Origin of the sequence: Pseudomonas sp. BF-RE-22 (assembly GCF_019956155.1) — a bacterium.
In the GTDB taxonomy this organism is placed as follows: Bacteria; Pseudomonadota; Gammaproteobacteria; order Pseudomonadales; family Pseudomonadaceae; genus Aquipseudomonas; species Aquipseudomonas migulae.
In genome coordinates this window covers 26,971-49,005 of sequence record NZ_JAHBDD010000004.1, presented here as the reverse complement: position 1 = coordinate 49,005, position 22,035 = coordinate 26,971, and the positions used below count along the sequence as shown (strand labels likewise).

The window sequence follows — 22,035 nt, the reverse complement described above, 5'->3', positions numbered from 1 at the left end:
CAAGCCTCGCTCCTACAAGGGATCACGCGGTCCTGTAGGAGCGAGGCTTGCCCGCGAAGAGGCCCTGAACCGCGACACAAAATCCCGGATCAAACCCCGGCTTTCGGCGACTTCAACGAATCATTCCCGGTCACGCTGGCAGTTTTGGTCGCTGCCTCGGCATTCGCCTTCAACCGAGCCAGGTCTTCCCCGGCACGCTCGATTTTCGCCCGCACGTTGTTCATGTCCTGACGGCTCTTCTCCAGCAGGCTCTTGGCCGAACTGTGGCCAGTGATGCCTCGGGCCAGCGCCACGCCACCGATCGCCACCTGGATCAATCCGAAAATACCGCCGCGACGCAAGCCTTTGCCCACCATCACCAGGCCGCCGGCGACGGAGCCGGCGCGTTCCCAACCGTGGACGTTATGGTCGGAAGGACTCTGGAACGGGGTGGATTCGATGCGCTCCACGCGTTTGAGTTCGCTCATGATCTGTCTCCTGCTGGAAGGACTGCTTCAAGAATAGATAATTAAGCTGACTGCCGAGGCGGGCGGCTTGTTCCATCGGATGTGCGTCGGTTCAGCGGAATTTCGGCCCGGAGCGAGTGTTGAGGCCCTTGGCCATGCGGTCGTACAGCACGACGTTGACGGTGGCCGCAAGATTCATGCAACCGGTGGTCGGGATGTAGACCACGTCTTCGCACCAGTCGCGAATCTCTTTATCCAGCGAGCCGTCTTCCGGGCCAAAGATGTACAGCGCGCGATCCGGGTGGGTGTATTCCGGCAGCGAACGGGCGCCGTCGACCAGTTCCACGGCCACCGGCACGCAGCCCAGCGGCAGGATTTTTTTCAGGTCGTCGATGCCGATCAGCGGAATGTCGTAGTGAACGCGCTTGGTGTCGGTGACGAAGTCGGCGGCGCGGTCATAGCGCTTGCCGGTGTAGAACACGGACGCCACGTTGTAGCAGCCGGCGGCGCGCATGACCGAGCCGACGTTTTCCGGTGATTTTGGGTTGAACAAACCAATGCAGCTGTACCGTTTGTCTGCCACGAGCGGGGTGCCTTCGGGGAAAAAACGGCGATTATACGGGGATTGGGGGAGGGGGTGTCTGGTTTGAGATTGGTGGTGCCTGAACAATTGCTATCGCTAGCAGGCTAGCTCCCACATTGGATCTTGGGTGTTCACAAACACTTATGTGCACAGAAGATCCCCTGTGGGAGCTAGCCTGCTAGCGATGGGGCCGGGTCAGGCAATGAAGATATTCAGTCGTCTTTCTTCATCAACCCGGCCAACGCCGCAAACGGGTTATGCGTCGCCTTGGCAATCTTCGGCGTGCTCAACGAGCCCTCACCGAAATATTGCTGGTCGGTATACCGCGAGTGTTCGTTGTCGTGGCAATACAGGCACAACAATTCCCAGTTCGAACCATCCTGCGGGTTGTTGTCGTGGTTGTGGTCGCGGTGGTGCACGGTCAGTTCGCTCAGGCGCTTGCCGGAAAACTCACGGGCGCAGCGGCCGCACACGTGCGGGTACATCTTCAGGGCTTTGTCGCGGTAACCCATTTCCTTGTCGCGCTGGTTGTCGGCGAGGATGCGGTCCAGCTTCGAGGTGTTGGTCGGTGTTGACGAACTCATGGGTTCACCTTTGTAAAAGACTAATGACGGTTATGACGTAAGTTTAGCCTAGCCCTTGAGCTTCTCGGCAATCCAGATGGTGTGGCGGGTGCCCTTGTTGCCGTGGGCGAAGACCTGGACTTCCTCGGCCTTGAAGCCCGCCTTCTTCAGTTTGTCGGAAAACTGCTTGTCGGCGCTGGCCGACCAGACGGCCAGCACCCCTTTTGGGCGCAGGGCTTTGGCGCAGGCGCTCAGGCCGCCCGCGGAATAGAGCCAGCTGTTGGCTCTCTGGGTCAGGCCTTCCGGGCCGTTATCGACGTCGAGCATGATCGCATCGAAACCTTGCGGTTCGGCCTGCAGCACGTTCGCCACGTCTTCCATGCGAATCACCGTGCGTTTATCCAGCAGCGGGTTCCCGGCTTTCTCGCCCAGCGGCCCGCGATTCCACTCGACCACGCCCGGTACCAGTTCGGCGACCACCACTTCAGCGCTCTTGCCCAGATGCTTGAGGGCCGAGGCGAGGGTAAAGCCCATGCCCAGGCCACCAATCAATACCCGTGAATTCGGCCGTCCGGCGACCTTGCGGCAGGGGATCTCGGCCAGCGCATCTTCGGAACCGTGCATGCGCGTATTCATCAATTGTCCGCCGTCGCCGCCCTGGATCTTGATGACGAAATCCTCACCGTATTCGAACAGGCACAGGGCACCGCCGTTTTCAGGGATAGGCGCGGTGTCGAGCAGAACGAAACGTTTCATGGGGTTCTCTTGAGGAGGAAGGGCATGGGGGAGGCAAACGAACGCAGTTGGGAGTAGCCTGCAAACAGACAACAAGGCTAACGGAGCCATTGATGAAGCGCACCATTCTAACGGTCATTGCCTTGGCCGCGCTCTCGATAACTGCAGTGCAGGCCCAAGAGCTGCAAACCATTCCGACCAGCCCGTCGCCGCTGCCCGGTTCGCCCGGCACGGCAACGCCGACGCCGTACCCGCAGATCACCCCCAACAGTGTGCCCAAAGTCGGGCCTGGCAGTGGCGGGCCGCCGCTGTTGCCGCCGATCATCGTGCCCAGCCCGCCCAAGGATCAGCCCTTGCCGGGGCTTGAGCAGAACCGCACGAAGATCAAGTCGCCGGGTGGTTAAACCTGCTGCGAGAGTAGTTGCCCGTCGGCCATGCGCAGGCGTTTTGACAGGGAGACGGCGAGGGCGCGGATGATCTTGGCGGCGATTTTCGGCGCGTCGTTGAGCATCTTTTCCAGGGAATCCTTGCCCAGGTTCAGCAACTGGCAATTGCTCGCGGCCACACAACTGGCGGAACGCCGTTCGCCATCGAGCACAGCCATTTCGCCGAACGCCCGACCGCTGCGCAGCGTGGCCATGGTCACCCGTTGTCCGTCGCTGTTGGTTTTTTGTACCGCGACCTGGCCGGTATGGATGATGCACATGAAACTGCCGGCATCGCCTTCGCGGAAGATCTCTTCGCCCTCGGCCACCGTGCTGATGCTGAAGTAGCCCGAGGCGGCTGCGAAGTCGGCGGGCAGCAGTTGATCGAACAGGCCACAGTCCATCAGCCAGTCGCGGATTTCGTTGTTCAGTAAGGTCGGTTCTGACATGTCGTCACGGTCTTTTTCTTGTGTCTTTGCGGGATTATGGAGCGCTCTCTGTAGGAGCGAGGCTTGCCCGCGAAGAGGCCTTATCATTCAACATCCCTCTTGGCTGACACGCCGCCTTCGCGGGCAAGCCTCGCTCCTACAAGGGCAGGCTCGGCGTTCTGGTGTTAAGACCGAATCACCGAGCCAAGTTCCTCAGGCAATCCCCAAAACCCCGAAAACAAATGCGTATTCGAGTGCTACGTCACGCAATCCCTGATAACGGCCACTCATTCCGCCATGCCCGGCGCCCAATTCGGTCTTGAGCAGCAGTTGATGGGTATCGGTTTTGGTCGCGCGCAATTTCGCTACCCACTTCGCCGCTTCCCAGTACTGCACGCGACTGTCGTTGTAGCCGGCGATCACCAGCGTCGCCGGATACGCCTGCGCGGTGACGTTTTCGTACGGAGCGTAGGCCTTGATCCGATCATAAACGTCCGGCTCTTCGGGATTGCCCCACTCGTCGTATTCCGTGACGGTCAGCGGCAGATCCGGGTCGAGCATCGTGTTCAACACATCGACGAACGGCACTTCGGCAATCGCCGCGCCGAACAACTCCGGCCGCATGTTAAGCACCGCACCGATCAACAACCCGCCGGCACTGCCACCGCTGATCGCCAATTGCTGTGAGGTGGTGAAACCGTTGGCGATCAGGTGCTCGGCGCAGGCGATGAAGTCGCTGAAGGTGTTGTGCTTGTGTTCCTGTTTGCCAGCGCGATACCAGGCTTCACCCAATTCGCCGCCGCCGCGCACGTGGGCGATGGCAAACGCAACGCCGCGGTCCAGCAGGCTCAGGCGCGCGTGGGAGAACCACGGGTCGAGGCTTTCGCCGTAGGCGCCGTAGCCGTACAGATAAAGGGGGGTCGGCTTGCCGAGGGCTTCGCGCTTGACCACCAGGCTGATCGGCACTTGCGTACCGTCCGGTGCGGTCGCCCAAAGACGCTGGCTGACATAGGCGTCGGCGTCGAACGGGCCGAGCACCGGGGTTTCCTTGAGCACTTTCTGTTCGCCGCTGACCAGGTCCAGTTGGCGGATTTGCGCCGGACGGTTCAATGCTTCGTAGCGCAAGCGGATCCGCTCGCTGACGAACTCCAGGCTGTTTTGCACGTGCAGGCTGTAGGCCGCATCCGGCAATTGCACGCGGTAGCTCGGCAGGTCTTGCGGGTGAACCTCGATGATCGGCAAGCCGCCGACCCGCAGGCTCAGCGTCAGGGCGCCGGCGTTGAGGCTCATGCCGTCGATCATCGTGGTGTCGCTGTGGGGAATCAGGTTCTGCCAGTCAGCTTCGGTCGGTGCGACGCCGGTATCGACGGCCGTGTACAGGGCAAAGTTGATGCCGTCGCGGTTGGTGCGAATGAACCAGGTCCACTGGCCATCGAGAGCGCCGTGATCGACGTCGTACTCATGGTCTTCGACCCGTGGCGCCACGCAGGTAAACGCCTGTTGCGGCTGGAACGCGTCGAGCACCCAGACTTCGCTGGTGGTCTTGCTGCCCAGCGCCAGCAGCAATTGCTGCTCCGAGCTTGAGCGGTAGCAATGCATGAAGAAGCGGCCGTCCGGCTCATGGAACACTTCTTCGGCCGCCGTGCCGTCCAGCCGATAGCGGAACAGTTTGTGCGGGCGATGGGTGTCATCCAATTCGCCGAAGAACAGCGTCAGGCTGTCGTTGGCCCAGGTCATGCTGCCGTCGCAGTCGGCGAATTCCAGTTCGCTGACGCGGCCGCTGGATAATTCCTTCACGAACAGCGTGTAAATCTCATCGCCCGTGGTGTCGAGGCTGTAGGCCAGGCGCTGGTGGTCCGGGCTGATGCTGAATGCGCCGAGGGAGAAGAAACCGCCGTTGGCCAGTTCGTTCGGGTCCAGCAGCAGCTGTTCCTGGCTTTCGTCGAGTTGCAGGCTGTCATCCGCCGGGCGCGGGCAGCGGTAGTGACGGGCGTATTCGTCGCCGGCGGTGGTACGGGTGTAATACAGATACGGGCCCCACGGGGAGGGCAGCGACAGGTCGGTTTCGAGAATCCGGCCCTTGATCTCTTCGAAGAGGGTTTCGCGCAGGCCGGCCTGATCGGCGGTTTGCGCCTCTAGATAGCGGTTTTCAGCCTTGAGGTAATCGAGCACCACGTCGGTGTCGCGTTCCTGCAGCCAGGCATACGGGTCAGAACCTTCAGCCTTGTGGGCAATCGGGGCGCTGGTGATGTTGGCGGATTGGGGCATGAAGGGCTCTCGGGCGATGTACGGAATAGAGGGGTTCGCAGGCTATAGGCAAATGACGCAAATCCCTGTGGGAGCGAGCTTGCTCGCGAAAGCGGTGTGTCAGTCGCCATTAATGTTGCTGACAGGACGCCTTCGCGAGCAAGCCCGCTCCCACAGGGTTTGTGCATAGCCGGCCGGCATTGGGGCAAGCCTGATGTGCGAAAAGTCGTTACTATAAGCGCCTCTTTGCCTGCCTTGCCATGGACACCATGACCGAGAACGACTATCTGATCGCTTGGGGCCTTTACGCCTTCGCCGCTTTAGGCTGCCTGTTGGTGTGGATGCGCATGACCCGCTGGATGTGGCGCTGGTTGCGCGAGCCCCTGCGGCTGCTGGTCGCTGTGTTGCTGTTCAGCCCGACGATCATCGATCCGGTGAAGGAAAAGGTCGCTCCGGCCATCGCCATTACCGCCCTCGATCTCGCGTTCAAGGTTGGCAACAATGCCTGGCGGGCGGTCTCCGACCTGTTCATGTACGGCATGATCGCCTTCGGCATTTACCTGGTGTTCGTGGCGATCCGTTTCCCGATCGAACGCGCTTCCAACGCTCGCAAGGAACGCACGGCGGCCGCCAAGGCTGCGGCCCGGGCCGATGACCCTGACGACGATCATCCTTTCGGCGGTGCCGGTGATGACCGTTACGGTCGTCCGCCGGTCCCGAGCAACCCTCAGCGTATGCGCGTCGAACCGCGTTTGTAACCTTGCCCCTGCCTTACAGAGAGTCCGAGCATGTGTGAGTTATTGGGCATGAGCGCCAATGTGCCGACCGATATCGTGTTCAGCTTTACCGGGCTGATGCAGCGCGGCGGCCGCACGGGCCCGCACCGTGACGGTTGGGGTATCGCCTTTTATGAAGGCCGTGGCCTGCGCCTGTTCCAGGACCCGGCGGCGAGCAGCGAGTCTGAAGTCGCCAACCTGGTGCAACGTTATCCGATCAAGAGCGAAGTGGTCATCGGCCATATCCGCCAGGCCAACGTCGGCAAGGTCTGCCTGTCCAATACCCATCCGTTCGTGCGCGAACTGTGGGGGCGCAACTGGTGTTTCGCCCACAACGGCCAACTGGCGGACTTTCAGCCGATCACCAGCTTTTATCGCCCGGTCGGCGATACCGACAGTGAAGCGGCGTTCTGCGATCTGCTCAACCGCGTACGCGCGGCGTTCCCGGAACCGGTAGAGATCGAAACACTGCTGCCGGATTTGGTAGCCGCGTGCGCCGAATACCGTAGCAAAGGCGTGTTCAACTGCCTGCTCAGCGACGGTGACTGGCTGTTCTGTTATTGCTCGACCAAGCTGGCGCAGATTACCCGTCGCGCACCGTTCGGCCCGGCGCGCTTGAAGGATGTCGACGTGATCGTCGATTTCCAGGCCGAAACCACGCCCAACGACGTGGTCACGGTGATCGCCACCGAACCCCTGACCGAAAACGAAACCTGGACCCGCTACGAACCGGGCCAATGGAGCCTCTGGCGACGCGGTGAATGCGTCAGCCAGGGCAAGACCGAATAAGGATTCTCCCCCATGTTGCTCAGTTATCTACGGCTGGTGTTGTTCGCGGCGGGCCTGTTGATCGGCGTCCAGGTGCCGGGGTTCATCAACGACTACGCCAAGCGGGTCGAAGCGCACCTGATTGAGGCGCAGACCGGCTTGAGCGGTTTTCAGGGCACCGCCATTCAATTCTTCAAGGGTGACATGCAGGCCCTGGTCGCCCACTACCGCGCCAGCGAAGACCCGGTTTTCCGCAGCGATGCCGACAGCCTGAGCAACCTGCTCACCCGTCAACTGGCCCTCGATAAACAATTCCAGGCCATGCAAGGCCCGTGGTACATCCGCTTCCTGCAGGTTGTACTGGCCGCCGACCCGGATATCCGCAAGGAAACCTGGAACGGCTACAGCTACCAGATCCTGCTGACACCGGAAGCGATGATCTGGGGCATGAGCGGCGCGTTGCTGCTGTCGTTCGGGATTGAATGCCTGTTCCGGCTGATCGACTGGGTGGTGCTGGGCGGCAAGCGCCTGCGCCAGAGCCGGCCGATTGAAGAGCGGGATTTACGCGGGTTGTAAGTGATCAGCGCGCAAGGACGATGTAGTTTTCGCCGACCTTGCGCGCATACCCCGCCAGCACCTGCTGACACAACGCGACAATCTCCTCGACCCATTCCGCCCCGGTCCGCCAGGACACCACCACTTGTAAATCCGGTGGCCGTTGATCGATGGCCAGCAAGGTCAATTCGCCGCGCGCCAGCTCCTCGGCCACCAGCACCGGTGGCAACGCGCCGATGCCGAAACCGTCCCGCAGCAGCCGGGTAATCGCCGACACCGAATTCACGCAGTTCAGCCGTGGCGTCATGACGCCATTGGCCTGCATCAGCGCGAGCACCTCTTGATGCGGGTGTGAGTTTTTCGAGTAGGTAATGATCCGCTCCCGCGCCAGATCGGCCACGCTGGAATACTCGCGGTTGTAGATCGAGTTGCTGGCAGCGATCCAGCCCATCGGGTGACTGGCCAGCTCCAGGCTGCGCACGCTTTCCTGACGCAGCAGGTCGGTTTGCAGGATCAAGTCGAGGAAGCCTTTTTGCAGCTGATCGCAGAGGTTGAGCGAGGTATCGGCCACCAGCTCGATTTCCACCAGTGGATAGTGATCCGTCATCTGCGCTACCAACGGGCTCAGCCAGGTATGAATCACCGTGTCCATCACGCCGATGCGCACCCGTCCGACCTTGCTGGAGCGGGTCTCGATCGACTGCTTGAGCGCTTGCATGGTGTCCATCATCTGCTCGGCATGTTCGAGCACTTTCAAGCCTTCGGGCGTCAGGCTCACGCCGCGTGAATCGCGCAGGAACAGCTTCACCCCGAGTTCGCCTTCGAGCACGGCGATGCGGCTGGAAATCGACGCCTGGGTGGTGAAGAGCTTGTCGGCGGTCAGGCGAAAACTTTTGAGTCGGGCGACCCAGACGAAGGTCTCGAGAAACTTCAGGTTCATGGGGTCAGCTCGTGGATAAAGTTTTCTTATGTCTAAGGCGGGTTTTTATTAGTTGGACGCAACAGGGCCCAGCGCCCAAAAATCAGGCCATCCGGTTCCCACGATAGGCGTCGTCGGGGCTCAGAACAATACCAATAAAATTTGCACGGAGAGTTGCCATGAGTGCGCCCGACACCACCGTCATCCCGAAAGCCACGGCTCGCCCGGGACCTTTCGACTGGTACCGCAACATCAATCAGCAAGAACGCCGCACATTCTGGAGCTGCAAGATCGGCTACGGCCTGGACGGCATGGACACCCAGATGCTCAGCTTCGTGGTGCCGACCCTCATTGCGATGTGGGGCATCACCACCGGCGAGGCCGGGCTGATTCACACCAGTACGCTGATTGCCTCGGCCATCGGCGGCTGGGTGGCGGGGATTCTCTCCGACCGCATCGGCCGCGTGCGCACCTTGCAACTGACGGTGCTGTGGTTCGCCTTCTTCACTTTCCTCTGCGGCTTCGCGCAAAACTACGAACAACTGCTGATCAGCCGCACCTTGATGGGCTTCGGTTTTGGCGGCGAGTGGACCGCCGGCGCGGTACTGATGGGTGAAGTGATTCGCGCCAAGGACCGTGGCAAAGCGGTGGGCATGGTGCAATCGGGCTGGGCGCTGGGTTGGGGGCTGACGGCGATCCTGTATGCGCTGCTGTTCTCGGTGTTGCCACCGGAAGACGCGTGGCGCGCACTGTTTATCCTCGGCATCGTCCCGGCGGTTTTCGTGATCTTCGTCCGCCGCCTGGTCAAGGACCCGGAAATCTACCGCGAAGCCAAGGCCAAACAGGAACCGAGCAACCCGGCGAAGTTTTACGAGATTTTCGCCCCCGGCATCCTCTTCACCACGCTTCGCGCTTCGATACTGACCACCGGCGCACTGGGCGGTTACTACGCAATCACTTCCTGGCTGCCGACGTTCCTGAAGAACGAACGCGGTTTGAGCGTACTCGGCACGGGCGGTTATCTGGCGATGGTGATCGTCGGTTCCTACGTCGGTTACGTCATCAGCGCGTATTTGACTGACATCCTTGGCCGTAAGAAAAACTTCATTCTGTTCGCGGTGGGCTCGTTCACCATCGTGTTGCTTTACACCCAATTGCCGGTCAGTAACGGCGTGATGCTGTGGCTGGGCTTTCCGTTGGGCTTCTTTGCCTCGGGGATTTTCAGCGGCATGGGTGCCTTCCTGACCGAGTTGTTTCCGACGCGGATTCGCGGTTCGGGCCAGGGCTTTTGCTACAACATAGGCCGGGCGCTGGCGGCGTTGTTTCCGCTGTTGATCGGCTTGCTCAGCCAGAAGGTGCCATTGAGCGTAGGCATCGGGGCGTTCGCGGCGGTTTCCTACGGGGTGGTGATCCTTGCGGCGTTGAGCCTGCCGGAAACCCGTGGCAAACAACTGGATGCGCAGTAATCTGCCCACATCTGAAAAGAACAAAACCTACAGGAGTGTTCACCGTGAGCCGCCTGCTATTGAACTGCGACATCGGCGAGAGCTTCGGCAACTGGACCATGGGTCTGGACGCCGAGGTCATGCCCTTCATCGATTGCGCCAACATCGCCTGCGGCTTTCACGCCGGCGACCCGAGCATCATGCGCAAGACTGTCAGCCTGGCCCTGAGCAACGGCGTGCAGATCGGCGCCCATCCGGCCTATCAGGATCTGGTCGGGTTCGGCCGTCGCTCCATGGCGTATACCGCCCAGGAACTTCAGGACATTCTGCACTACCAGATCGGCGCCCTCGACGGCCTCTGCCGGGCGCAGGGCGGGCGCGTCAGCTACGTCAAACCCCACGGCGCGATGTACAACGACATGATGGCCAACCCGGCGCAATTGCGCGCAGTCCTGCAGGCCGTGGCGTCTTATGACAAGACGTTGCCGCTGATGCTGATGGCCACCCGCGACAACAGCGCCGCACAGCGATTGGGTGATGAGTACGGCGTGACGCTGTGGTTCGAAGCGTTCGCCGATCGTGCCTACGACAGCGCCGGCATGCTGGTTTCGCGGCAACTGCCGGGTGCGGTGCATCACGATCCGGAAAAAATCATCGAACAGGCACTGACCATCGCCCGTGGCGACAACCTGACCGCCAGCGACGGCAGCGCCTTGCATTTGCAGGCCAACACCCTGTGCGTACACGGTGACAATGCCAGTTCCGTGGCGGCCGTGCGGCGCATTCGCGAAGCCCTCGATCAGCAGAGTGCGCCATGAAACTTCGGGTGGAAGTGGTGGCGCTGGATTGCCTGATGGTGCGGCTGTTCGATGAGATCGCCGAAGCCAACATGCCGTGGATGCTCGCTGCCAGCGAAAACCTGCGTGCGGCGTTTGGTGCGCATCTGATCGATCTGGTGCCGTCGTATACGACGTTGATGGTGCATTACGATCTGATCGCATTGAGCCCGGCGCAGGCGCGGGAATTGATCGCCGAAGCACTGATCGATTTGTCGCCCAACACCCGCACCGGGGGCAAATGTCATGTGCTGCCGGTCTGGTATGACGTGAGCGTCGGTCCGGAATTGCGCCTGTTGTCTCTGCGCAGCGGGCTGGCCGTGGAGGAGGTGATCCGCCGCCACAGTGACCGTGAATACCAGGTGTTCGCCTTGGGCTTCGCGCCGGGTTTTGCCTTTATGGGGTTGGTGGAAGACGTCCTCGCCGCACCGCGCCTGAATACGCCGCGCAAAAAAGTCGCGGCCGGCAGCGTGGGGATCGCCGAACGGCAAACCGCTGCCTACCCGGTGGTGTCCCCCGGCGGCTGGAACCTGATCGGCCGCACCCCGGCCAAACTGTTCGACCGCGAACGCGATGGCTACAGCCTGATGCAACCGGGCGACACCGTGCGTTTTGAAGCGGTCAGCCACGCCGAGTTCATCAATCTGGGCGGTGACGACACGCCACTGGAGGCGCAGGCATGAGCCGGCTATCGATTGAAGCGAGCACACCGTTGTGCCTGTTGCAGGACGCTGGCCGTTTTGGCGTGCGGCATCTGGGCGTGACCCAGGGCGGCGGGCTGGATTGGCGCTCGATGTCCTGGGCCAACTGGCTGCTGGGCAATGCGCTGGATGCAGCGGTGATCGAAATCACCCTCGGCGGATTTACCGTGGTGGCCGAGGACGATTGCTTGCTCGCGCTGGCCGGGGCGGACCTTGGCGCACAGCTGGACGGTCAGGCGCTGGCGCCGTGGCGCAGTTTCAAGCTGCGCAAAGGTCAGCGTTTGCAGTTCACTCAGCCACTCCTGGGCGCGCGGGCTTATCTCGCGGCGCCGGGCGGCTTTGATGCGCCGAAGGTGTTGGGCAGCAGCGCGACGGTGGTGCGTGAGGAGCTGGGTGGGCTGGACGGCATGGGGCGGGCGTTAGCCAAAGGTGCGTCGCTGAGCTATTCGGCTGAAGCACCATTGCTGATGCGCGAGTTACCTCGCGAACAAGTACCGGACTTCAAATCCGATTTGCCACTGGACGTGGTACTCGGCGCGCAGATCGGCGAGTTCAGTGGCCAGAGCTTGTTCGATGCGTTCAACAGCGCCTGGACCCTCGACAGTCGTGCCGACCGCATGGGTATTCGCTTGCTGGGAACAGCGTTGCAGTACCAGGGCAAACCGATGATCTCCGAAGGTATTCCGCTCGGCGCGGTACAGGTGCCGCCGGACGGGCAGCCGATTGTGCTGCTCAATGATCGGCAGACCATTGGTGGTTATCCGCGACTGGGGGCGTTGACGCCGCTGGCACTGGCGCGCCTGGCGCAGTGTCTGCCGGGGGCGACGGTGCGGTTGCGGCCGGTAGTGCAGGATGTCGCGCATCGTGAACAGGTCGAGTATTTGCGGCGGTTTCAAGGCAGTTAAAAGCTTCGCGGGCAAGTCGGATCGCCGCACCGCTCGCTCCTACAGATTTCGGAGTTACCCCTGTAGGAGCGAGGCTTGCCCGCGAAGAGGCCCTTACAGGCGATGAATTTCTATTTGGAAAGAAACCGCATCCCTTCCTCAAGCCCCCGCAACGTCAGCGGGTACATCTGGTCATCAATCAAATCCCGAACAATATTGGTCGACGACGTATAGCCCCACGTATCTTTCGGATACGGGTTGATCCAGATGAGCTTCTTGTACTTCTCCTTGAACCGCTGCATCCACACGTAACCGGCTTCTTCGTTCCAGTGCTCGACGCTGCCGCCGGCCTGGGTGATCTCATAAGGCGCCATCGCCGCGTCACCGATGAAGATCACTTTGTAGTCGGCGCCGTACTTGTGCAGCAGGTCCTGGGTCGACGTGCGCTCGGAGGTACGGCGCATGTTGTTCTTCCACACCGATTCATAAATGAAGTTGTGGAAGTAGAAGTACTCCAGGTGTTTGAACTCGGTCTTGCAGGCCGAGAACAACTCCTCGCAGATCTTCACGTGCGCATCCATCGAACCGCCGATGTCGAACAGCAGCAACAACTTGACGGTGTTACGCCGCTCCGGCCGCATCTGGATACTCAGCAACCCGGCATCTTTGGCGGTGTGGTCGATGGTGCCATCGATGTCCAGTTCTTCGGCCGCACCCTGACGGGCGAATTTACGCAGCCGGCGCAGGGCGACCTTGATGTTGCGCGTGCCCAGTTCCACCGAATCGTCGAGGTTCTTGTACTCGCGCTGATCCCAGACCTTGACCGCCTTGCCCTGGCGCTTGCCGGCATCGCCGACCCGAATGCCTTCCGGGTTGAAACCGCCGGAACCGAACGGGCTGGTGCCACCGGTGCCGATCCACTTGTTGCCACCGGCGTGGCGTTCTTTCTGTTCTTCCAGGCGTTTCTTGAATTCTTCGATCAGCTTGTCCAGGCCGCCAAGGGACTGGATCGCCGCCCGCTCTTCGTCGGTCAGCGAACGCTCGAATTCCTTGCGCAACCAGTCTTCAGGAATCAGGGCCTGAAGGTGATCGTCGAGTTTTTCCAGGCCATTGAAGTAAGCACCGAACGCTCGGTCGAACTTGTCGAAATGCTTTTCGTCCTTCACCAGAATTGCCCGGGACAAGTAGTAGAACTCGTCCATGTCGGCGAAGGTCACGCGCTGTTTCAGCGCGTTGATCAGGTCCAGCAGCTCGCGCACCGAGACGGGCACCTTGGCTGCGCGCATTTCATTGAACAGGTTGAGCAACATGGCGTTAGCCCCTACTTAATCAGAGCTTAGCGAGTACCGCGACGACTCATGAAGGCCAGGCGCTCAAGCAATTGCACGTCCTGTTCGTTCTTCACCAAGGCACCGGCCAGCGGCGGAATGGCCTTTGTCGGATCGCGTTCGCGCAGCACTGCTTCGCCGATGTTGTCGGCCATCAGCAGCTTCAGCCAGTCCACCAGTTCGGAGGTCGATGGTTTCTTCTTCAGGCCCGGCACCTTGCGCACATCGAAGAACACGTCCAGCGCTTCGCTGACCAGATCCTTCTTGATGTCCGGGTAGTGCACGTCGACGATCTTCTGCAGCGTGACGCGATCCGGGAAGGCGATGTAGTGGAAGAAGCAGCGGCGCAGGAAAGCGTCCGGCAGCTCTTTCTCGTTGTTGGAGGTAATGATGATGATCGGGCGCTTCTTGGCCTTGATGGTCTCGTCGATCTCGTAAACGTAGAACTCCATCTTGTCGAGTTCTTGCAGCAGGTCGTTCGGGAACTCGATGTCGGCCTTGTCGATTTCGTCGATCAGCAGAATCACCCGCTCTTCAGACTCGAAAGCCTCCCAGAGCTTGCCCTTTTTCAGGTAGTTTCGAACGTCGTGGACCTTTTCCGTGCCCAGCTGCGAATCGCGCAGGCGGCTGACCGCGTCGTACTCGTACAGGCCCTGATGCGCCTTGGTCGTGGATTTGATGTGCCAGGTGATCAGCTTGGCGCCGAAGGACTCGGCCAGTTGCTCGGCCAGCATGGTCTTGCCGGTGCCCGGCTCGCCCTTGACCAGCAGCGGACGCTCCAGGGTGATGGCGGCGTTGACCGCCAGCTTCAAGTCATCGGTGGCGACGTAGGCCTGGGTGCCTTCGAACTTCATCTGCTAATCCTCGAACGGTAACGCCGACCTGACTGGGCAGGGCGGGGCGCAATAATTGTAGTACCCGACTATAACGCGCTGCCCGGTCGACTGTGAACGCAGACGGCTTATTCAGTCTCTGAATGGGGCGTCACATCTTGACTCAGCCCGCCTCCGGCTTCGGCCGTTCATACCGGGCATTGAACGCCTCGATAAAACCGTTACGTAAAATCTGTAAAAACGCGTGGAACGCGCTGATATCTTGCCGGTGAACGCTGCCACTCAATTCAACGCGTGTTGCAAACTGGTTCTTGCCCTGGTTTTTCAGCACGGTTTCGGAGCCACCGACAATGGCCTCCCAAATGGACCGGAACAGCCCTTTGTCCTTGTTCTCGACGTCCTGTTGCCAGTTGAACACATCGACGTCTTTCAGCAGTGGCTTGATGTAGCCAGTCAATTGGGCTTTTTTCGCTTGCGCTTCAATCACTACATCACCATGCCCGGCATTGAAATCGAACTTTCCGTAGGCCGAGGCGAAGTCGTTCATGCGTTTGAGTTCGATGCCCGTGGCGCGTAGTCGAAACTGGAAATCTTCGAAGTCGCTCAGCGGATCGAAGGTCGCGCTGGTTTCCAGTGGCGCGTGCCCCAGCAGCAGCGCTTTGCCATCGAACCGTGCGTCGCGCTTGCCTTCCTTGTCGACGACGTTGGTCAGGTTGTAAATGCTCGCATTGACCTGGGTGGCGTTCATGTTCACGGGGGGCTTGGAATTGAAGTTCCGGAAGCTGATCTTGCCGTCGCTGATCCGCACTTCGTTCAGGGTGATCGGCAGCAATTTCTCCAATTGTGCCCGCCAATCGGTGCCTTCACCGGTCTGGGAGTTTTTCTTGTTGGCGCCGCCGTCGACGAAGTTCACTTCGGGTTTGACGAACTGCGCCTTGGCCACGACCGCGTGGTCGTACCAGAGCGAGTGCCAACTGACGGAAAGATCGATCAGCGGCGCATTGACGAAAGGCACCGGGACCTTGCCTTCGACCTTGACGATTTTCAGGCCGTTGATTTTGTAGGCGCCGCGCCACAAAGCCAGGTCCACGTCGGTGATCTGCCCGCGATAGTCACCCATATTCGCCAATCGTTCGTTCAGGTAGTCACGCACCAGATAGGGCAGGGCGATGTGCAGGGCAAACAGCAACATGAGGAGGCCGGCGAGGGTCCACAGAGGCCAACTGTATCGACGCTTCATGGCGGCAAATCTCTGGCGGTGTAAAGCGATTGACTGCTGTGCGGGCCGGACGTTCGACTGACTGGACGACCACGGGCAACAGGCATACCGTGGAGGGCTAATTCAACGCTGCATAAGGACCCAGCCATGAGCCGTATCTTTGCTGACAACGCCCATTCCATCGGCAATACGCCGCTGGTGCAGATCAACCGCATTGCGCCGCGTGGCGTGACCATCCTGGCCAAGATCGAGGGGCGCAACCCTGGTTACTCGGTGAAGTGCCGGATTGGCGCGAACATGATCTGGGACGCCGAAAGCACCGGCAAACTCAAGCCTGGCATGACCATCGTCGAACCGACCTCCGGCAACACCGGCATTGGCCTGGCGTTTGTCGCCGCCGCACGGGGCTACAAGTTGATGCTGACCATGCCGGCGTCCATGAGCATCGAACGGCGCAAAGTGCTCAAGGCGTTGGGCGCCGAACTGGTGCTGACCGAGCCGGCCAAAGGCATGAAAGGTGCGATCGAAAAGGCCACAGAAATGGTTGCCAGCGACCCGTCCCTCTACTTCATGCCGGCGCAATTCGAAAACCCGGCCAACCCGGCCATTCACGAGAAAACCACTGGTCCGGAAATCTGGAACGACACTGACGGTGCCGTTGATGTGCTGGTGGCCGGCGTCGGAACGGGCGGAACCATTACGGGGGTTTCGCGGTATATCAAGAATACCCAGGGCAAACCGATTCTCTCGGTGGCGGTGGAGCCCGTGGTGTCTCCGGTGATCACGCAAGCGCTGGCCGGTGAAGAGATCAAGCCTAGCCCTCACAAGATCCAGGGCATCGGTGCCGGCTTTGTGCCGAAGAACCTCGATCTGTCGATGGTGGACCGGGTCGAGTTGGTCACCGATGACGAATCCAAGGCAATGGCTTTGCGCTTGATGCAGGAGGAAGGGATTTTGTGCGGCATCTCTTGCGGTGCGGCCATGGCTGTGGCCGTGCGCCTGGCTGAAACGCCGGAAATGCAGGGCAAGACCATCGTGGTGATTCTGCCGGACTCCGGTGAGCGTTACCTGTCGAGCATGCTGTTCAGCGATCTGTTTACCGAGCAGGAGAATCAGCAGTAATCGTGAACAAATCAAAGCAGTGATGTTTCGATTTTGATCCCGACAAGTGGGCTGATCCAGGTCAGCCCCCGTTCAGGAGACATATGTTAAGAAGTGCGTTGTTGCACAATCTTTAACAGTGAATGTTGAGGAAAGCGGGTTTTTCCCGAGGCCGGTAGTGTTTATCATGGCCGACTGCCACGTCGGGTAAATGGCGTAGTGCAGAGTTGCTAATTCTCAAGGAGTTGTAGATGACCTTTACCATTGCCGCGAAGGCATCGCTGTTGCTGCTGTTCCTCGGCAGTACCCTCTATGTGCACTTGCGCGGCAAGGCGCGATTGCCGGTCTTGCGTCAGTTCGTCAACCACTCCGCTTTGTTCGCACCGTACAACGCCTTGATGTACCTGTTCTCCAGCGTGCCCTCCAAACCCTATCTGGATCGCAGCAAGTTCCCGGAACTTGATGTGCTCAAGGACAATTGGGAAGTGATCCGCGACGAAGCCATGCACCTGTTCGATGAGGGTTACATTCGCGCCGCCGAGAAAAACAACGACGCCGGTTTTGGCTCGTTCTTCAAGAAAGGCTGGAAGCGTTTCTACCTCAAGTGGTACGACAAACCCCTGCCATCGGCCGAAACGCTGTGCCCGAAAACCGTGGCCCTGGTCAGCAGCATTCCCAACGTCAAAGGCGCCATGTTCGCCTTGCTGCCGGGTGGCAGCCATCTCAACCCGCACCGCGATCCGTTTGCCGGTTCCCTGCGTTATCACCTGGGGTTGTCGACGCCGAACTCCGATGATTGCCGCATCTTCGTCGACGGTCAGGTTTACGCCTGGCGTGATGGTGAAGACGTGATGTTCGACGAAACCTATGTGCACTGGGTCAAGAACGAAACCGAGAAGACCCGGGTCATTCTGTTCTGCGACATCGAACGTCCGTTGAGCAACCGTATCATGACCCGCATCAACCGCTCGATCAGCAGCCTGCTCGGTCGTGCCACTGCGCCGCAGAACCTCGATGACGAGCGTGTCGGCGGGATTAACCGGGCCTACGCCTGGAGCAAGAACTCCAGCGATAAGGTCAGCGGTGTGGTCAAGCAGTGGAAGCGGCGCAATCCTAAAGCCTACCGTGTGCTGCGGCCGGTGCTCGCGGTGGTGGTGTTGATGTTGTTGGGGTATTGGTTGTTTGGGTGAAACCGGACTTTGAATAAAGAACCGCTCCTTGTGAGCGGTTTTTTTATGAGGAAAAGGTGAACGAAGCTCCAGCGAGAACGCCCATCGGCTCTTCTGTTACCGGGTTTGCCAGTGTATCTCTGATGCGACGCAAAACACTTTCTGGCAACTCAGTGGGTGGTCGCTTCGGAGTTGCCTTGATCGGTTGTCTATCTGCAATATTTTTTTCAGCGAGAGCTTTCATTGAATCTCCAGCGTTGATCATTAAATGAGCAGTTGGCCCGATATTAGTCGCACTCCATAAGCATCACAAGCCGACCCTCTGTGTCGAATTCAAAACCAAGCTGCTGATAGATGGCGATGGCACCCTTTACAGGCTCCTGTATTTCGATCTGTCTGCAGCCAATGATTTGTGCAAAGTGAGTAACAGCGGTCAGTGCGAGCGAAGCAATCAGACTTTTCAGGGGATGACCTCTTTCTGGATTACCCTCCAATCGCACGATCTTTACTCGTTGACGACTCTGGTTTGGATTCGCAAAACACAGCCCGCATAACTCCAGATCAAACCAGATCGCAAGATCAAAACACATCGGCTCTTTTGCCTTCCATCCAACGACCTCATTCCATGAGTAGTGCGGATCATTCCAGTGCTGGAATGCATTCAATGCCTGTGCGTTGATTGGTTCGAAACGAATCCTGGAAAAATCGAAGCCGACGTGCCCTCCATGCTCCAGTTCTTGATGAAGTCGGGATAGGGTGGCAATTGCCAGCTTTCGAGCATTTGATCTGTACAGCTGATACCGAAGTTGAGTCCGTTCCCTTGGCATTAAATCTTTGTCATTCCATATTCCCACTATCGGGCGTTTGCTTTCCTCTCCAAGGTAGAACGCGGAGAACAACCTGTATCTACTGGCCCTTTGTCCAAGTCATTGCAATCCATGTCGAGCGCTGGTTATAGTCGGCGCTCGGTGATTTCCGTTCGCCGTCCATCCCATCAAAAAAGATCAGCCCATGCCTGCTTCCCTCATCAACGCGGTAGTCGATTCAGCGGTCCACGCTGGCGTCGTGCCGTGCGGGGATCAGCAGCCTGCGCAGATCAGTCATTACCCCCCACCTGTCCGTAGCACGCCGGTGTACGCAGTCGTATCACCGCCGGGCGTTGGCGTTTCGGGCTGATCAGCTTTCCCTGCTGTTCCCTTGCCCCTCTAAAAGCGTTCGCCTGAAAAACTACTGGATTTCAGCTTCGGCTGAGTTGGCTTTTTATGCCTGACTACAGGTGGTATTCATGTTTGTCCTTTCGAAAAAATCCGCGCTCGCGGCGGCGTCCACGAGCCTGTTCGTTTTGCTGTGGAGCAGCGGGGCGATCTTCTCCAAATGGGGCCTGGCCCACGCGTCGCCCTTCGCTTTTTTGCTGATTCGTTTCGCCATCGCGCTTTGTGGATTGGTGCTGCTGGTGCCATTGCTCAAGCTGAAACTGCCCAAGGGTGGCAAGCCGATGCTGTATGCGATGGCCACTGGTGTGGTGTTGCTGGGCGCTTATCAGATTTTCTATCTGCTGGCCCTGGACCTGAAGGTCACGCCAGGCGTGATGGCCACGATCATGGGTGTGCAGCCCATCCTCACGGTGGTGATCATGGAGCGCCAGCGCTCAGCGAACCGGGTGTTCGGTTTGATGCTGGGTTTGGCCGGATTGATCATGGTGGTGTATCAGGGTATTGGTCTGGCCGGCATGTCGCTGGCCGGGATGTTTTTCGGTTTGCTGGCGTTGGCGAGCATGACGTTCGGTTCGATCATGCAGAAACGCATCACCGATAATCCCCTCGGTACGCTGCCGGTGCAGTATCTGGCGGGGCTGTTGTTGTGCGGGATCTTCGTGCCGTTCCAGCCCTTTCACTTTGAACGCAGCAGCGGTTTCATCGTGCCGGTGTTGTGGATGGGGCTGGTGGTGTCGGTGTTGGCGACGTTGTTGCTGTATCGGCTGATCGCCCGGGGCAATCTGGTGAATGTCACCAGTCTGTTCTATCTGGTGCCGGCGGTGACGGCGGTGATGGATTATCTGTTTTTCGGCAACCAACTTGCGGTGTTGAGCATGGTGGGGATGGTGCTGATTATTGTTGGTCTGGGGGTTGTGTTTCGTCAGGCGGGGTAGAGCGGTTGGGGGGGGCATATTCGTTTTTTTTGTGATGGCGGCTGGCGGTTTCGCTTTTACAGCGAGTCACTTGGAAGAGCCCCAAGTAACCAAGGGCTCTTGCCCCTTTCGTTCGGTGCCTCGCCTAGGCTCGGCATGCCCTCGCTCCGGTCCTGCTCCGTGGGCCCGCCGCCATCGGCCATCCATGGCCGGGGGCGGCTAACCCGGCATCCATGCCGGGTTGCCCACTGCGCTGAACCTGCGCTCGGCCTCTCGAGGGGGCGCTCAGATCAAAAGCGGAAGGCGAGCTAACGCTCGGCCTGATGAGTGGTGGGAATCAAAAGCAAACACAGACCCCTGTAGGAGCCGGCTTGCTGGCGATGGCGGTGGGTCGGTCAACCTATTTATTGGCTGGACGGACGCTATCGCCAGCAAGCTGGCTCCTACAAGGGAAATGCAGATGTGTTTGGATAAATACGATCAACTGTAGGAGCTGGCTTGCCGGCGATAGCGGTGGGTCAGTCACGTATGTATTGGCTGGACAGACGCTATCGCCAGCAAGCCGGCTCCTACAGGGGAGCGGTGCCAATGTCCGGAATGGGTGAACGCATCAGAGAAGGACAACGCGGACATCAAAAGACCCAGGCCGGCTTTCAGGCCGCCTCGGCGGCTGTGGCGGTAGTCGCCTCCTCGATAGGCCGAGTGGAGGTTCTGCGCAGTGGGCAACCCGGCATGGATGCCGGGTTAGCCGCCCCCGGCCATGGATGGCCGATGGCGGCGGGCCCACGGAGCAGGACCGGAGCGAGGGCATGGCGAGCATTAGCGAGCCACCGAACGAAAGGGGCAAAAGCGCTTTGGTTACTTTCCGCCGGGCCGCGCAGGCTTTTCGAAAGTGACTCGCCGTAAGGGCGAAACCAATAGCCGCCGTTACCGAAGCAACGGATATATACGCATACCCAAGGGCCTACTTACTCAAAGCATGCTCAGCCCGCACCGAATTCATAAACGCCTGCATCGCCGAAGACTGAATACGATGACGCCGGGTAATCAACCCATACGGCGGCAACCGCGCTTCAAACTTGATCGGCAACACCGCCAGCAAATCACGCCCCGGATAATCCTCGACCACCGACACCGGCGTGACGCCGAGCATGTCGGTCTGCTGGATCAACGACAGTAAGGTCATGATCGACGTGGTCTCGACGATGCTGCTGGGAATGTCGACCCGCGCATTGTGAAACACCTGATTGATGATCGCGCGCATCGGGCTCGGTTGCTGTTGCAACACCCACGTCATGTTCTGCAATTCCGCCCAGCTCAGGTTCTTCTCCCGCGCCAATGGATTCTGCGCACCGGCAATCACGCACAGCTCCTCTTCACCCAAACTATCGAACAGCAATTCTTCGGCCCGCGCACCCGCCGGAATCCGCCCCAACACAATGTCGAGCTGATCCTGCAACAGTGCCTGCACCAGTACATCACTGGTGTCGACCTGAATGCTCATCGACAACCGTGGATGGCTTTTCTTCAAGGTGGCGATGGTGCGGGTCAGCAACCCCGAGGCCAACGCCGGAATCGCCCCGACGGCGACTCGCCCGAGGTTGCCGGATTCCAGGGCGACCAGTTCTTCACGCATGCCGCTGAGTTCGGCAAACACCATGCGCGCGTAGTAGATGACGGTCTCCCCGAACGGGGTAGAGCGCATGCCCCGAGGCAAGCGTTCGAAGAGTTCGACGCCGAGCAAGTCCTCGGCCTCGTGCAACATTTTGGTCGCCGCCGGTTGAGTCATGCCGATGTGGTCGGCGGCGCGGCGCAGCGAGCCGAGTTCCTGCAACGCCAGCATCAGCCGCAATTGGCGCAGACGCAGTCGACTGTGGATCACATTGGCATCAGGAATTCGGGTCATGGGCCGCGCTCGCGAAAAAGACTGCGGCAAGCCTGACAAC

Annotated in this window: 25 protein-coding genes; 12 read left to right on the top strand and 13 right to left on the bottom strand. The window is 59.7% G+C overall.

What is annotated here, in order from left to right; all coding sequences use genetic code 11:
- Window positions 1-89: 89 nt before the first annotated feature.
- From KGA82_RS02910 to KGA82_RS02895, 4 genes are all read right to left on the bottom strand, one after another.
- On the bottom strand, window positions 90-467 hold the full coding sequence (locus KGA82_RS02910; protein WP_008036152.1) for a DUF2892 domain-containing protein: 378 nt from the start codon (window positions 465-467) through the stop codon (window positions 90-92).
- A 91-nt stretch (window positions 468-558) separates the two neighbouring features.
- Complete coding sequence (locus tag KGA82_RS02905) at window positions 559-1,029, bottom strand: RNA methyltransferase (protein WP_008034973.1); 471 nt, start codon at window positions 1,027-1,029, stop codon at window positions 559-561.
- Window positions 1,030-1,241: 212 nt separating this feature from the next.
- The gene (locus KGA82_RS02900) at window positions 1,242-1,613 is read right to left on the bottom strand and encodes a YajD family HNH nuclease (RefSeq protein WP_008034789.1); all 372 of its coding nucleotides are present in this window, start codon (window positions 1,611-1,613) and stop codon (window positions 1,242-1,244) included.
- Between the two features lie 48 nt (window positions 1,614-1,661).
- Window positions 1,662-2,348 (bottom strand): spermidine synthase, encoded by a 687-nt coding sequence (locus tag KGA82_RS02895; RefSeq protein WP_008034788.1) that lies wholly within the window; start codon window positions 2,346-2,348, stop codon window positions 1,662-1,664.
- A 92-nt stretch (window positions 2,349-2,440) separates the two neighbouring features.
- On the opposite strand from KGA82_RS02895, the gene KGA82_RS02890 reads away from it, so the two are divergent.
- Window positions 2,441-2,731, top strand: coding sequence for a hypothetical protein (locus tag KGA82_RS02890; protein WP_192228708.1), 291 nt, complete (start codon window positions 2,441-2,443; stop codon window positions 2,729-2,731).
- Here KGA82_RS02890 and KGA82_RS02885 read toward each other — a convergent pair.
- Complete coding sequence (locus KGA82_RS02885; RefSeq protein WP_008035048.1) at window positions 2,728-3,201, bottom strand: cyclic nucleotide-binding domain-containing protein; 474 nt, start codon at window positions 3,199-3,201, stop codon at window positions 2,728-2,730. The two genes, KGA82_RS02890 and KGA82_RS02885, sit on opposite strands and share 4 nt — an antisense overlap.
- 192 nt (window positions 3,202-3,393) lie before the next feature.
- Window positions 3,394-5,448 (bottom strand): S9 family peptidase, encoded by a 2,055-nt coding sequence (locus KGA82_RS02880; RefSeq protein ID WP_192228709.1) that lies wholly within the window; start codon window positions 5,446-5,448, stop codon window positions 3,394-3,396.
- Between the two features lie 239 nt (window positions 5,449-5,687).
- Between KGA82_RS02880 and KGA82_RS02875 the strand changes: the two genes are divergently transcribed.
- From KGA82_RS02875 to KGA82_RS02865, 3 genes are read left to right on the top strand one after another with little or no spacing between them, the layout of a single operon-like run.
- Entirely contained in the window at window positions 5,688-6,185 is a 498-nt protein-coding gene (locus tag KGA82_RS02875) for an MFS transporter (protein ID WP_192228710.1), read from the top strand.
- A gap of 30 nt (window positions 6,186-6,215) precedes the next feature.
- Complete coding sequence (locus KGA82_RS02870; protein WP_008035054.1) at window positions 6,216-6,992, top strand: class II glutamine amidotransferase; 777 nt, start codon at window positions 6,216-6,218, stop codon at window positions 6,990-6,992.
- Window positions 6,993-7,004: 12 nt separating this feature from the next.
- Complete coding sequence (locus KGA82_RS02865; RefSeq protein WP_008035055.1) at window positions 7,005-7,547, top strand: DUF2937 family protein; 543 nt, start codon at window positions 7,005-7,007, stop codon at window positions 7,545-7,547.
- Between the two features lie 4 nt (window positions 7,548-7,551).
- Here KGA82_RS02865 and KGA82_RS02860 read toward each other — a convergent pair whose 3' ends face one another.
- On the bottom strand, window positions 7,552-8,466 hold the full coding sequence (locus KGA82_RS02860) for a LysR family transcriptional regulator (RefSeq protein WP_008035056.1): 915 nt from the start codon (window positions 8,464-8,466) through the stop codon (window positions 7,552-7,554).
- 158 nt (window positions 8,467-8,624) lie between these two features.
- On the opposite strand from KGA82_RS02860, the gene KGA82_RS02855 reads away from it, so the two are divergent.
- The 4 genes from KGA82_RS02855 to KGA82_RS02840 are packed head-to-tail and all read left to right on the top strand — an operon-like array spanning window position 8,625 to window position 12,332.
- Window positions 8,625-9,911 carry an MFS transporter gene (locus tag KGA82_RS02855; RefSeq protein WP_008035057.1) on the top strand — a complete coding sequence of 429 codons (1,287 nt, stop codon included), beginning with the start codon at window positions 8,625-8,627 and terminating at the stop codon, window positions 9,909-9,911.
- A 44-nt stretch (window positions 9,912-9,955) separates the two neighbouring features.
- A complete protein-coding gene (locus KGA82_RS02850; RefSeq protein WP_008035059.1) occupies window positions 9,956-10,708 on the top strand; it encodes a 5-oxoprolinase subunit PxpA in 753 nt (250 codons plus the stop codon).
- On the top strand, window positions 10,705-11,409 hold the full coding sequence (locus KGA82_RS02845) for a 5-oxoprolinase subunit B family protein (RefSeq protein ID WP_223449581.1): 705 nt from the start codon (window positions 10,705-10,707) through the stop codon (window positions 11,407-11,409). Before KGA82_RS02850 ends, KGA82_RS02845 begins: the two co-directional genes overlap by 4 nt.
- Entirely contained in the window at window positions 11,406-12,332 is a 927-nt protein-coding gene (locus KGA82_RS02840; protein ID WP_223449580.1) for a biotin-dependent carboxyltransferase family protein, read from the top strand. The genes KGA82_RS02845 and KGA82_RS02840 overlap by 4 nt, the downstream gene beginning before the upstream one ends.
- Before the next feature lie 110 nt (window positions 12,333-12,442).
- Here KGA82_RS02840 and KGA82_RS02835 read toward each other — a convergent pair whose 3' ends face one another.
- From KGA82_RS02835 to KGA82_RS02825, 3 genes are all read right to left on the bottom strand, one after another.
- Window positions 12,443-13,621, bottom strand: coding sequence for a vWA domain-containing protein (locus KGA82_RS02835; protein ID WP_008035063.1), 1,179 nt, complete (start codon window positions 13,619-13,621; stop codon window positions 12,443-12,445).
- Window positions 13,622-13,647: 26 nt separating this feature from the next.
- Window positions 13,648-14,493: an AAA family ATPase gene (locus KGA82_RS02830; RefSeq protein WP_008035065.1), complete on the bottom strand. Its 846-nt coding sequence runs from the start codon at window positions 14,491-14,493 to the stop codon at window positions 13,648-13,650.
- A gap of 142 nt (window positions 14,494-14,635) precedes the next feature.
- A complete protein-coding gene (locus KGA82_RS02825) occupies window positions 14,636-15,712 on the bottom strand; it encodes a DUF748 domain-containing protein (protein ID WP_223449579.1) in 1,077 nt (358 codons plus the stop codon).
- 126 nt (window positions 15,713-15,838) lie between these two features.
- Here KGA82_RS02825 and cysK point away from each other — a divergent pair, with 126 nt between their 5' ends.
- Both cysK and KGA82_RS02815 read left to right on the top strand, forming a co-directional pair.
- Window positions 15,839-16,813: a cysteine synthase A gene (gene cysK / locus KGA82_RS02820; RefSeq protein WP_008035073.1), complete on the top strand. Its 975-nt coding sequence runs from the start codon at window positions 15,839-15,841 to the stop codon at window positions 16,811-16,813.
- 230 nt (window positions 16,814-17,043) lie between these two features.
- Window positions 17,044-17,982 (top strand): aspartyl/asparaginyl beta-hydroxylase domain-containing protein, encoded by a 939-nt coding sequence (locus KGA82_RS02815; RefSeq protein WP_008044886.1) that lies wholly within the window; start codon window positions 17,044-17,046, stop codon window positions 17,980-17,982.
- A gap of 43 nt (window positions 17,983-18,025) precedes the next feature.
- On the opposite strand, the gene KGA82_RS02810 is transcribed toward KGA82_RS02815, so the two are convergent.
- Window positions 18,026-18,205, bottom strand: coding sequence for a hypothetical protein (locus KGA82_RS02810; protein WP_157214384.1), 180 nt, complete (start codon window positions 18,203-18,205; stop codon window positions 18,026-18,028).
- Window positions 18,206-18,248: 43 nt separating this feature from the next.
- Window positions 18,249-18,788: a hypothetical protein gene (locus KGA82_RS02805; RefSeq protein ID WP_223449615.1), complete on the bottom strand. Its 540-nt coding sequence runs from the start codon at window positions 18,786-18,788 to the stop codon at window positions 18,249-18,251.
- A 184-nt stretch (window positions 18,789-18,972) separates the two neighbouring features.
- Between KGA82_RS02805 and KGA82_RS02800 the strand changes: the two genes are divergently transcribed.
- Window positions 18,973-19,137: a hypothetical protein gene (locus KGA82_RS02800; protein ID WP_177318199.1), complete on the top strand. Its 165-nt coding sequence runs from the start codon at window positions 18,973-18,975 to the stop codon at window positions 19,135-19,137.
- Window positions 19,138-19,246: 109 nt separating this feature from the next.
- Window positions 19,247-20,110: a DMT family transporter gene (locus KGA82_RS02795; RefSeq protein WP_008035076.1), complete on the top strand. Its 864-nt coding sequence runs from the start codon at window positions 19,247-19,249 to the stop codon at window positions 20,108-20,110.
- A gap of 943 nt (window positions 20,111-21,053) precedes the next feature.
- On the opposite strand, the gene KGA82_RS02790 is transcribed toward KGA82_RS02795, so the two are convergent.
- Entirely contained in the window at window positions 21,054-21,995 is a 942-nt protein-coding gene (locus KGA82_RS02790; RefSeq protein ID WP_008029067.1) for a LysR family transcriptional regulator, read from the bottom strand.
- Window positions 21,996-22,035: the final 40 nt, after the last annotated feature.